The following is a 9,917-nucleotide window of genomic DNA, read 5'->3' on the forward strand; positions in this document are numbered from 1 at the left end:
CGGCGGGCTCGCCGGGGTCTCCATCGCCCGCAGCTCGGGCTCGCGCCGGCTCGACCGCGACGCCATGCGCGTCATCCAGCGCGCCGCCCCCTTCCCGCCGCCGCCCAGCGGCGCGCGGCGCAGCTACTCCATCCAGATCGTGGGGCAGTAGCCCCGCGCGCCCGCCCATTCGTCAAATTTACGCCCCATTTCCCCGGTAGCAGCGAGACAGCCGTGCGGTGGGGGCCGAATGTGCTGTTCCAGGAGCGAACCATGCTGCGCAAATCCGGTCTCCTCGCGCTTGCCCTCGCCGGGCACGCCGCCCCGCTTCATGCAGAAGAACACTACGTCCTGATGATGGGCGCGGGCTATTTCCCCGATGTCGTCTACCCCGTGGTCGGTGACACCGTCCGCTTCGTGAACTCCGGGGATGCCGCGATGATGGCCACCGCCACCGATGGCAGCTGGACCACGGGCAGCCTGCCGCCCGAGGCCGTCTACATCCTGCCGGTGACCGAGGGCCTGACGCAGGAGTATACCAACGGCCTCTCGCTCGAGAGCGACTCCTTCGTCTCGGGCGTGATCGACCACGCCAACCGCGCCCCGATCGAGCTGGAAAACAACCAGTAACCCGCCGCTCAGACGGGCTCGATCAGCTGCGGGCCGCTGGCGCGGTTGGAATTGACCTCGCGGCCCACGCGGTGAAAGCGCACCGCCCCGTCGGGCGGGGCCTGCATCAGGCGGGCCGCGCCGTGGCCCTCCTCGCCCAGCCAGAGCCCCCAGTCCTCGGGCGCGAGGATCACCGGCATCCGGTGGTGCAGCCTGGCCATCTCGTCGTTGGCGCCGGTGGTGACAATGGCGCAGGTCCGATAGCGCGTGCCCTCGCGCTCCCAGTCCTGCCAGATGCCGGCCAGCGCCAGCACCTCGCCCTCGGCGGGCGTGATGTACCAGGGCAGGCGGTTGCCCTCCTCGTCCTTGGTCCACTCGTAGAAACCGCTCGCCGGAACGATGCAGCGCCGCGCGCGGCAGGCGGCCCGAAAGGCGGGCTTCTCGGCCACGCTCTCGGCCCGCGCGTTGATCAGCAGCGGGCCGTCGGTCGGGCTCTTGTACCAATGCGGCAGGAAGCCCCAGCGCATCGCGCCCAGCTGCCGCTGCTCCCCGTCGCTGCGCACCACATGGACATCGTTGGTCGGGCAGACGTTGTAGTTCGGCACCGGCGGCAGGTCGTTGCCGGGCACGGCCGCGAAAAGCCGCGCCATGGCATCGGGGGGCAGGGTGACCGCGAAACGTCCGCACATGGCGGCGATGGTAGCACGCCGGGCGCGCGATGCGAGCCCAGCGCGCCCCGCTCAGCGCGCCCGGCGCCGCAGCGCCAGCCCAGCGCCGCCCAGCGCGAGCAGCATCAGCGGCAGGCTCGCCGGAAGCGGCACCGTGCCCAGGCTGACGACGAAATTGTCGTAGGCATTTCGCGTGTAGTAGGATCTGTCGAAGGTATCGAAGGACACGCTTGCCAGGTTCGTCCAGCCGAAATCGATCGTCCTGAAATCGGTCTCGGAGCTGATTTCCCGCGTGACCGTGCCGCCGCCGACCCTGTGGCCGGTGACCTGGGTGTAGGCGTTGTAGAGAGGATTCTTCTCGTAGTCGCCGTAGTCGATGCTGTGCAGGCTGAAGGCCCCGACGGTGCTCGTCATGGTCATCACGCCCTTGCTCATGTGCAGGAGCCAGTCGGTGCCGTTGTCGGTCTGGTAGCAGGTCGGGCAATTGTTCGAATCCTGGATCTGCCCGTAGTCGAGCAGGAACTCGAACCCATTGGTCGAAAAGCCGGAATTGTCGAACCCGATCGCGCCGCCGTCGGGCGCGATCCCCTCGAAATCCAGCGTCAGGGCCTGCACGGCCCCGGCAAGACAGATGGCGACAAGCGACAGAAAGAATGACGTCATTGGAAATCTCCCGAATACCCGGCGGGGCCGAATCGTTACGCAACAGTGTGCCTCCGACTATCGCCGAAGCCCTGCCACACACCAAGCGCCCCGGCCGTCCCGTCCGCCCGGACGCCGCGCCCTGCCCGCAGATCCGGCATTCCCGGCCCCCGCTCATCGCGCGCGCTCCTCCCGGATGGCCTGCTGCAGGGCGCGCTCGCGGTCCAGCCGCGCGCGCATGCGGCGCTCGCGCTCGTCCTCGGACCGGCGGGCAAGGGTCCAGAGCGCGCGGGCCTCGTGGATCGGCACCAGCCCCGCCACCTCGCGCCCGCGCCGGACGATGGCCAGCCGCTGCTCGCGCATCTGCACCATGTCGAGGTAGAGCCGCAGGTTGGCCCGCAGCCTCTCGGAATTGACCGTCTCGAGCGGGGTCGGGTCGAAGTCGTACATCGCGGGCCCTCCGGTCGCCTCGCGGCCAGAGTGACCCGGCGGGGGTTAAGATTCCCTCTCCGCCCCGCACGAGGCCGGCGCGCGGCCCGATGGCCCGGCTCCCGGCCAACCGTACGGAAACCCCGTACGACCGGTACATGAGCGCCCCGGCGCCGCGCCCTGCCCCGCGCCCGGCGCGGAAAACCGGGGCTTTCGGCGCCACCTGTACGGGCGGGCCGTACCGGACGTACGGGATCGGCGTACATCCGCCCTTCCTGCCGGCGCCGAAGGCGGATACTCCGGACCGGCAATCCACGGGAGCGTCATGAAACCCATCCGCCTGATCTCCGGCATCCTCACGGTCGGCTTCTGGACGCTGGCGAGCCGCGTGCTCGGCGTCGTCCGCGAGATCCTCATCCTCGCCTACATCGGCCCCGGCCCGGTGATGGACGCCTTCGTCGCGGCCTTCCGCCTGCCCAACATGTTCCGCCGCTTCTTTGCCGAGGGCGCCTTCAACGCGGCATTCGTGCCAATCTTTTCAAAGAAGTACGAAGGCGACGAGGACGCGCTGGCCTTTGCCCGCGACGCCATGAACGGGCTGGCCTTCGTGCTGATGGTCATCACCGGGCTTGCGCTGGTCTTCATGCCGGCGCTGGTCTGGGCCACCGCCGAGGGCTTCACCGAGGACGCGCGCTTTGGCCTCACGGTGGGCTACGGGCGGGTGATCTTTCCCTATATCCTCTTCATTTCATTGGCAGCCTTGTTCTCGGGCGCCCTCAACGCGACCGGTCATTTCGCAGCCGCAGCAGCGGCCCCGGTGCTGCTGAACATCTTCGTCATCATCGCCATGATCGCGGGGGCCGTGATCGGCGGCGAGGTCATCCTCTGGCTGGTCTGGACCATCCCCTTCGCGGGGGTCGCGCAGCTTGCCCTCGTCTGGATCGCCGCCGAGCGCGCGGGGGTCCGCGTCCGGCCCGCCCGGCCCCGGCTGACGCCGGACATGACCCGTCTGGTGCGCGTGGCCGTGCCGGCCGCGCTGGCGGGCGGGGTGATGCAGGTGAATCTCCTTGTGGGTCAACAGGTTGCCTCGCAGTTCGACAAGGCCGTGGGCTGGCTCTACGCGGCCGACCGGCTCTACCAGCTGCCCCTCGGCGTGGTCGGCATCGCGGTGGGGATCGTCCTGCTGCCCGACCTCTCGCGCCGCCTCGAGGCCGAGGACGACGCCGGTGCGCGGCATGCCTTTTCCCGCGCGGGCGAGATCTCGCTCGCGCTCACCGTGCCCGCCGCCGTGGCGCTCATCGTGATCCCGCTGCCGGTGGTCTCGGTGCTCTTCGAGCGCGGCGCCACGGGCCCCGCCGACAGCGCCGCCATCGCGGTGGCGGTGGCCATCTACGGGCTGGGCCTGCCGGCCTTCGTGCTGCAGAAGGTCCTGCAACCATTGTTCTTTGCGCGCGAGGACACCCGCACGCCCTTCCGCTACGCGCTCTGGTCGATGGTGGTGAACGCGGTGCTCGCGGTGGGCCTCGCGCCGGTGCTGGGCTGGATCGCCCCGGCCATCGCCACCTCGGCCGCGGGCTGGGTCATGGTCGTGATGCTGGGCCTCGGCGGCCGCCGCCTGGGCGAGGTCGCGCACTTCGACGACCGCTTCCGGCGCCGCGCCTGGCGGATCTGCCTGGCCTCGGTGCTGATGGGCGTCGCACTGTGGGGAACCATGCTGGCCCTTGGGCCGTTGCTTAGTCTGAACTACTGGCGCTACCTCGCGCTTGTCCTGCTGATCGGTGCCGGCCTTCTGGCCTACGCCCTTGCGGGGCAGGCGGTTGGCGCCTTCCGCCTGTCCGACTTCCGCGCCGCCTTCCGACGCAATGCCAACTGAGGCCATGACACTCACTTCGCTGATCACCGCTGAAGAAGGCTACCCGGCGCTGGAACGCCTGGCCGACTCGGCGAAAACCGAACTCGTGATGTCCTTCCGCATCTTCGACCCGCGCACCCGGCTGCGGGCGCCGGAGCTGCGCGAGCAGGGGCTCGACACCTGGGGCGACCTGCTTGGCGCGGTCGCCAGGAGAGGCGTGAAGCTGCGGCTGATCCTGTCGGATTTCGACGCGGTCTTCGCCTCCGAGCTGCACCGCTTCGCCTGGGCCTCGGCCAGCGGCTTCGCCGACGTGCTGCAGGGCGACGTGCAACTGATCTGCGCGCCCCACGGGCAGGCGGCGGGCTGGATGTGGCGCTGGGCCATGAGCGGCCGCGTCAGGCGCATGCTGGCCCGGATGCGCGAGGAGGACGGCACCAAGCTGACCCCCGTGCAGCGCGCGATGCTCAAGGGCGCGGTGGTGCTGCGCCCGGCGACGATCCACCAGAAATTCGCCATCGCCGACAGCACCCGCAGCATCATCGGCGGACTGGACATCGACGAGCGCCGCTTCGACACCGCCAAGCACGAGGGCGCCCCGCAGGACACCTGGCACGACGTCTCGATGCAGGTCGAGGACGCCGATTTCTCGGCCGCGCTGCGCCTGCATTTCTCCGAGACCTGGAACGCCTCGATCGACTGCGGCGCGCCCTGCCTGACCGGCCGCGCCGAGCGCATGGAGACCGAAAAGCGCCCGCAGACGCCGGACAACCTGCGCGTCGTGCGGACCTTCTCGCGGCCCTGTCCGGGGCCGGCGCGGCTGTCTCCGCGCGTTTTCGTCAACGACCACGAAAAGGCCACGCTGCGCATGATCGGCGAGGCCCAGCGGCACATCTACATCGAGACGCAGTTCTTCCGTCACCTCCCCGTGGCCGAGGCACTGGTCAAGGCCGCGAAGCGCCACCCGGACCTGCAACTGGTCATCGTCATGCCGCCGGCGGCGGAACGGGTGCTCTTCGACAGCGACCAGGGCTGGGACGCCCGCCACGCCCACGCCCTGCAGAGCCGCGTGGTGCGCAAGCTGCAGAAAGCTTTCGCCGACCGGCTTGCGCTGATCTCGCCCAGCCAGCGCAAGCCCGCCCCCGAGGAGGTGCCCGACGTGATCGGCGCCGGGCCGATCTACATCCACTCCAAGATCACGCTGATCGACGACCGCGTGGGCATGGTGGGCTCGGCCAACCTCAACGGACGTTCGCTGCGCTGGGACACCGAGGCCTCGGTGCAGTTCCGCATGCCGGAGGACGTCAAGGCCCTGCGCGACCGGCTGGCCAAGGTCTGGCTGGGCAAACGGCTGGCCGGGCACGACACCACCGCCGCCCGGACCTGGCGGCAGGCGGCGCTCAGCAACGCGGCGCAGGACCCGGACGAGCGCGAGGGCTTCGTGATGCCCTACCCCTCGGCGCACGGCAAACGCTTCGGCCGCTACCTGCCGATCCTGCCCAACGACATGTTCTGAGAAGGCCGCGGCTCAGTCGCGCCGCAGCCGCGCCTTGAGCTTCTGCCAGCCCCCGGGCACCAGCAACGGCGCCAAGGCAAAGCCCGCGACGAAGCCCGACAGGTCCGCGACCCAGTCCATCCCGCCGCCGAACAGCAGGCCGAACAGCAGCTGGATCCCCAGCAGGATCCCGATCAGCGAAAAGGCCCGCACCTGCTGCTCGCCCAGCTGGCCCAGCCGCAGCCAGAGCAGGTAGGTGAAGCCCCCGATCAGCCCGTAGACCGGCGGAAATGCCCCGAAGAGCGGCATGCTCGTGTCCAGCGCCAGACCGTAGACCAGCGCGCCGGTCACGCTCGAGACCACGAAGATCGCGAGCACGGCGAGGTTGCCCATTGCCTCGCCCACCATCTTGCCCATCGCCAGCAACATGATCCCGGCAAAGAGCGCATGGGTGAAGCTGGCGTGGAAGAAGGGATAGCTGAGGAAGCGGATCACGTGCTCGACCGGGAACTGCCCGGTCTCGAGCATCCAGTCCAGCACCGGGCCGGAAAAGGCGAAGCGTTCCAGCGCACCCATGCGCCAGCCCACCGCCTCGGCCCCGCCGCCGATGCCCCGCGCACCGAGCGAGAAGGCCACCTCGAGCCCGACGATCACGATGAAGAGCGCCGCCACGACGGGCGGCAGCGGGTTCACGGGGCGTTCGTTGTGGGGGTGGACCATGGGGCTCTTTCTTGACGGCATGTCGGGGCCTAGGTAATCCGGCGCCACCCGAATTTCCAGACGGAGTGAGCCCATGTCCGAGGCGGCCCCAGACAATTCCGCCTTCACCCCGCGCGTCTTCTCCGGCATCCAGCCGTCCGGAGGCCTGACGCTCGGCAACTACCTTGGTGCCATGACGCGCTTCGTCGACTGGCAGGAGCGCGATATCGAGACCATCTTCTGCATGGTCGACCTGCACGCGATCACCGTCTGGCAGGAGCCCGAGGCGCTGCGCCGGCAGACGCGCGAGCTGGCCGCGGGCTTCATCGCCTCGGGGCTCGACCCGGCGCGTTCGATCCTCTTCAACCAGAGCCAGGTGCCCGAGCACACGCAGCTGGCCTGGATCTTCAACTGTGTCGCCCGCATGGGCTGGATGCAGCGGATGACCCAGTGGAAGGACAAGGCCGGCAAGAACAGCCAGAACGCCTCGCTGGGCCTTTTCGCCTACCCGGCGCTGATGGCGGCCGACATCCTGGTCTACCACGCGACGCACGTTCCCGTGGGCGAGGACCAGAAGCAGCACGTCGAGCTGACCCGCGACATCGCGGCCAAGTTCAACCACGACTACGGCGTCGACTTCTTCCCCGAGACCGAGCCGGTGATCGAAGGCGCGGCCACCCGCGTCATGTCGCTGCGCGACGGGTCCAGGAAGATGTCCAAGTCCGACCCCTCGGACATGAGCCGCATCAACCTGACCGACGATGCCGACACGATCGCCAACAAGATCCGCAAGGCCCGCACCGACCCCGAGCCCCTGCCCTCGGATGCCGAGGGCCTCGCCGAGCGGCCCGAGGCGCGCAACCTCGTGAACATCTACGCGGCGCTTGCGGGGACGGACGTGGCGGGCGTGCTGGCCGATCATGGCGGACAACCCTTCTCGGTCTTCAAGCCGGCGCTTGCGGAGCTGTCGGTGGAGAAGCTTGCGCCGATCTCCTCCGAGATGGCGCGGCTGATGGAGCAGCCCGACGAGATCGACGCGATCCTGTCGAAGGGCGCCGAGAAGGCCCGCGTCATCGCGGCGCCTGTGCTCAAGCGCACCTACGAGATCGTCGGCATGGTCGGCGCCTGAGAAAGCGCATTGGCCCGGCGGCGCTCAGCGCGGCCGGGCCGACGCCGCAACCCCACCTGAGACCGCGCGGGACAGCGGCCGCAGGCGCAACGTGGCCTTCGACGTGAATGACGCGCCGCCAAGGCCGGCACGCTCACGCAAGCCACACCACGGGACGCCCGCTCACTCCTCCTGCTCCATCGTGAAGGCCAGCGGATAGCCCTGCTCGCGGCCCGCGTCGTTCGCCTGCTTGCACTTCGTCTCGGCCACCTCGCGGGTGTAGACGGCGACCACGCAGGCCCCCTTGCGGTGCGCGGTCAGCATCACCCCCAGCGCCTCGGCCTCGGTCATGCGGAAGACCGCCATGAGCACCGCGACCACGAAGTCGCGCGGCGTGAAATCGTCGTTCAGCAGGGTGACCTTGTAGAGCCGCGGACGTTCGGTCCGCGCCTTCGTCTCGACCTTCGGCCGCTCGTCGACCTTTTCCGCCATCGGGACACTCCCGGCATGCCGCGGTGACCCGAGCCTCGCAGGCCAGACGAGTCGCGTCCACCCCTCAGGCCGGCGGCGGCGCCGCCTGCACCCGCGCCGACAGAAGCAACGCATGCGATGCATCCTGCGCCATGCCCGGCATCACGGGATCGTAGGCCGCCCGCAGCAGCGCCGAAATCTCGGGCCGCAGCACCGTGCGCCCTTCGTCGAGCCGCGCCAGCGGCGAGCGGTCGGTGAAGGCGCGGTCGGACCACAGCAGCATGGACTGCACCACCTGCCCCAGCGCCAGCGTCTCGGCCGGCACCTGCGACAGCTCGGCATCCATGCGCAGGAAGACGAAACAGGCCCGGATCGCGCCCTGCTCGTCGAAGCGGAAAACCCGGTACTGGTTGGCCCCGGCCTGCTCCAGCCGGGTGACGAGCGGACCCAGCCCCTCGATCATGCGGTCGAGGTCGGGCACCGCCAGCAGCTCCTGCCAGTCGCGGAAGAAGAAGACCATGACGTTGGCCCCGAGCTCGGGGTCGGTCTCGGCCATGCTGTGACCGGCCGCGGCGCAGACCGCCTCGAAGGCGCCCTTGACGACGCCCAGGGTCTCGTCCTCGACCCCGAAGACCACGGGCGCCAGGGGGCGCCCCCAGCGGGCAAAGAAGTAGTCCCCGTCCGAGCGGGTGAAAAGCGCTTCGATCTCGTCCGGCGTCATGCGGCACCTCCTGTGGCGCGGGGCATAGGCGGCCCGGCGCGGCGGATCAAGGGAGGCTAGCCGTCGAAGAGCGTCGCCTGCCCCGGCGGCTTGGGCATCGGCAGCCCGAGATGCGCCCAGGCCTTCTGCGCCAGCATCCGCCCGCGCGGGGTGCGCTGGATCAGGCCCTGCTGCAGCAGGTAGGGCTCGATCACCTCTTCCAGCGCGTCGCGGCTTTCCGAAAGCGCGGCCGAGAGCGTCTCGATCCCCACCGGCCCGCCGGAATAGTTCTCGGCGATGAGCGACAGGTAGCGCCGGTCGGCCCCGTCGAGGCCCAGGCCGTCGACCCCCAGCCGCGTCAGCGCGCCGTCGGCCAGCGCCTGCGTGACCACGCCGTCGCCCTCGACCACGGCGAAATCCACCACCCGCCGCAGCAGCCGCCCGGCGATGCGCGGGGTCCCGCGCGCGCGCCGCGCGATCTCGCGCGCGCCGTCGGGCTCGGCGCGCACGCCCAGCTTCTCGGCGTTGCGGGTGACGATCTTGTTCAGCTCCTCGACGGTGTAGAACTGCAGCCGCGTCGGGATTCCGAACCGGTCGCGCAGCGGTGTCGTGAGCAGTCCCAGCCGCGTCGTGGCCCCCACGAGGGTGAAGGGCTGCAGCTCGATCCGCACGGTGCGCGCCGCCGGCCCCTCGCCGATCACGAGGTCGAGCTCGTAGTCCTCCATCGCCGGGTAGAGCACCTCCTCGACGGCCGCGTTCAGGCGGTGGATCTCGTCGATGAAGAGCACGTCACGCGCCTCGAGGTTGGTCAGGATCGCCGCGAGGTCGCCCGCCTTGGCCAGCACCGGTCCCGAGGTCATGCGGAAGCCGACCCCCAACTCGCGCGCCATGATCTGCGCCAGCGTCGTCTTGCCAAGGCCCGGCGGCCCGTGAAACAGCGTGTGGTCCATCGCCTCGCCGCGCGACCGGGCCGACTGGATGAAGACGCCAAGGTTGGCCCGTGCCTCGGCCTGCCCGACGAAATCGCCCAGCATCTGCGGCCGCAGGGCACGGTCGCGATCCTCGGCCAAGGGCTCGGGGCGCAGGGTGGGGTCGGAGTCGGTCATCGCTCGGCCCTCCCTAGCCCTTCGGCGCCAGCAGCTTCAGCGCCGCGCGGATCAGCGCGGCGGCGTCGGCCTCGGGCGTGTCGCCCGCCGCCTGCGCCACGGCCGAAGCGGCCTCGCCCGGGGCGTAGCCGAGGTTGCCGAGCGCCGACAGCGCGTCGGCCT

General features: G+C 70.1%; 12 protein-coding genes and 1 pseudogene. 5 read left to right on the plus strand and 8 right to left on the minus strand.

All coding sequences use genetic code 11. The features are described 5' to 3' along the window. Positions 1–151: energy transducer TonB family protein (locus SALMUC_RS29335; protein WP_156883657.1), on the plus strand; the 151-nt coding region annotated here is incomplete at its 5' end. Between the two features lie 101 nt (positions 152–252). After that, complete coding sequence (locus tag SALMUC_RS25845; RefSeq protein ID WP_020043609.1) at positions 253–609, plus strand: cupredoxin domain-containing protein; 357 nt, start codon at positions 253–255, stop codon at positions 607–609. A gap of 8 nt (positions 610–617) precedes the next feature. On the opposite strand, the gene SALMUC_RS25850 is transcribed toward SALMUC_RS25845, so the two are convergent. From SALMUC_RS25850 to SALMUC_RS25860, 3 genes are all read right to left on the minus strand, one after another. Then, entirely contained in the window at positions 618–1,277 is a 660-nt protein-coding gene (locus SALMUC_RS25850) for an SOS response-associated peptidase (RefSeq protein ID WP_020043608.1), read from the minus strand. 51 nt (positions 1,278–1,328) lie between these two features. Beyond that, complete coding sequence (locus SALMUC_RS25855) at positions 1,329–1,919, minus strand: PEP-CTERM sorting domain-containing protein (protein ID WP_020043607.1); 591 nt, start codon at positions 1,917–1,919, stop codon at positions 1,329–1,331. A 153-nt stretch (positions 1,920–2,072) separates the two neighbouring features. Continuing rightward, positions 2,073–2,348 (minus strand): hypothetical protein, encoded by a 276-nt coding sequence (locus tag SALMUC_RS25860; RefSeq protein WP_020043606.1) that lies wholly within the window; start codon positions 2,346–2,348, stop codon positions 2,073–2,075. A 304-nt stretch (positions 2,349–2,652) separates the two neighbouring features. Between SALMUC_RS25860 and murJ the strand changes: the two genes are divergently transcribed. Together murJ and SALMUC_RS25870 are read left to right on the plus strand one after the other, a co-directional pair. Beyond that, on the plus strand, positions 2,653–4,200 hold the full coding sequence (murJ, locus tag SALMUC_RS25865; protein ID WP_020043605.1) for a murein biosynthesis integral membrane protein MurJ: 1,548 nt from the start codon (positions 2,653–2,655) through the stop codon (positions 4,198–4,200). 4 nt (positions 4,201–4,204) lie between these two features. Further along, a complete protein-coding gene (locus SALMUC_RS25870; RefSeq protein ID WP_020043604.1) occupies positions 4,205–5,692 on the plus strand; it encodes a phospholipase D family protein in 1,488 nt (495 codons plus the stop codon). 12 nt (positions 5,693–5,704) lie between these two features. Here the strand turns inward: SALMUC_RS25870 and SALMUC_RS25875 are convergent, their stop codons facing one another. Further along, complete coding sequence (locus tag SALMUC_RS25875; RefSeq protein ID WP_020043603.1) at positions 5,705–6,391, minus strand: rhomboid family intramembrane serine protease; 687 nt, start codon at positions 6,389–6,391, stop codon at positions 5,705–5,707. A 73-nt stretch (positions 6,392–6,464) separates the two neighbouring features. On the opposite strand from SALMUC_RS25875, the gene trpS reads away from it, so the two are divergent. Further along, complete coding sequence (gene trpS, locus SALMUC_RS25880; RefSeq protein WP_020043602.1) at positions 6,465–7,499, plus strand: tryptophan--tRNA ligase; 1,035 nt, start codon at positions 6,465–6,467, stop codon at positions 7,497–7,499. 162 nt (positions 7,500–7,661) lie between these two features. Here trpS and clpS read toward each other — a convergent pair whose 3' ends face one another. The 4 genes and pseudogenes from clpS to SALMUC_RS31385 form a co-directional block, all read right to left on the minus strand. Further along, on the minus strand, positions 7,662–7,970 hold the full coding sequence (gene clpS / locus SALMUC_RS25885; RefSeq protein ID WP_020043601.1) for an ATP-dependent Clp protease adapter ClpS: 309 nt from the start codon (positions 7,968–7,970) through the stop codon (positions 7,662–7,664). 64 nt (positions 7,971–8,034) lie between these two features. Beyond that, entirely contained in the window at positions 8,035–8,670 is a 636-nt protein-coding gene (locus tag SALMUC_RS25890) for a hypothetical protein (protein WP_020043600.1), read from the minus strand. Between the two features lie 56 nt (positions 8,671–8,726). Continuing rightward, positions 8,727–9,755, minus strand: coding sequence for a Holliday junction branch migration DNA helicase RuvB (gene ruvB / locus SALMUC_RS25895; protein WP_020043599.1), 1,029 nt, complete (start codon positions 9,753–9,755; stop codon positions 8,727–8,729). Positions 9,756–9,768: 13 nt separating this feature from the next. Then, positions 9,769–9,917, minus strand: a pseudogene (locus tag SALMUC_RS31385) (Holliday junction branch migration protein RuvA); the annotation flags it as partial.

Origin of the sequence: Salipiger mucosus DSM 16094 (assembly GCF_000442255.1) — a bacterium.
Lineage (GTDB): Bacteria > Pseudomonadota > Alphaproteobacteria > Rhodobacterales > Rhodobacteraceae > Salipiger > Salipiger mucosus.

Excerpts from the sequence above, each read along its gene's own strand:
- murJ (WP_020043605.1), top strand. The coding sequence starts at position 2,653 with ATGAAACCCATCCGCCTGATCTCCGGCATCCTCACGGTCGGCTTCTGG.
- SALMUC_RS25870 (WP_020043604.1), top strand. The coding sequence starts at position 4,205 with ATGACACTCACTTCGCTGATCACCGCTGAAGAAGGCTACCCGGCGCTG.
- trpS (WP_020043602.1), top strand. The coding sequence starts at position 6,465 with ATGTCCGAGGCGGCCCCAGACAATTCCGCCTTCACCCCGCGCGTCTTC.
- SALMUC_RS25860 (WP_020043606.1), bottom strand. The coding sequence starts at position 2,348 with ATGTACGACTTCGACCCGACCCCGCTCGAGACGGTCAATTCCGAGAGG.
- SALMUC_RS25855 (WP_020043607.1), bottom strand. The coding sequence starts at position 1,919 with ATGACGTCATTCTTTCTGTCGCTTGTCGCCATCTGTCTTGCCGGGGCC.
- clpS (WP_020043601.1), bottom strand. The coding sequence starts at position 7,970 with ATGGCGGAAAAGGTCGACGAGCGGCCGAAGGTCGAGACGAAGGCGCGG.
- SALMUC_RS25850 (WP_020043608.1), bottom strand. The coding sequence starts at position 1,277 with ATGTGCGGACGTTTCGCGGTCACCCTGCCCCCCGATGCCATGGCGCGG.
- SALMUC_RS25875 (WP_020043603.1), bottom strand. The coding sequence starts at position 6,391 with ATGGTCCACCCCCACAACGAACGCCCCGTGAACCCGCTGCCGCCCGTC.
- ruvB (WP_020043599.1), bottom strand. The coding sequence starts at position 9,755 with ATGACCGACTCCGACCCCACCCTGCGCCCCGAGCCCTTGGCCGAGGAT.
- SALMUC_RS25845 (WP_020043609.1), top strand. The coding sequence starts at position 253 with ATGCTGCGCAAATCCGGTCTCCTCGCGCTTGCCCTCGCCGGGCACGCC.
- SALMUC_RS25890 (WP_020043600.1), bottom strand. The coding sequence starts at position 8,670 with ATGACGCCGGACGAGATCGAAGCGCTTTTCACCCGCTCGGACGGGGAC.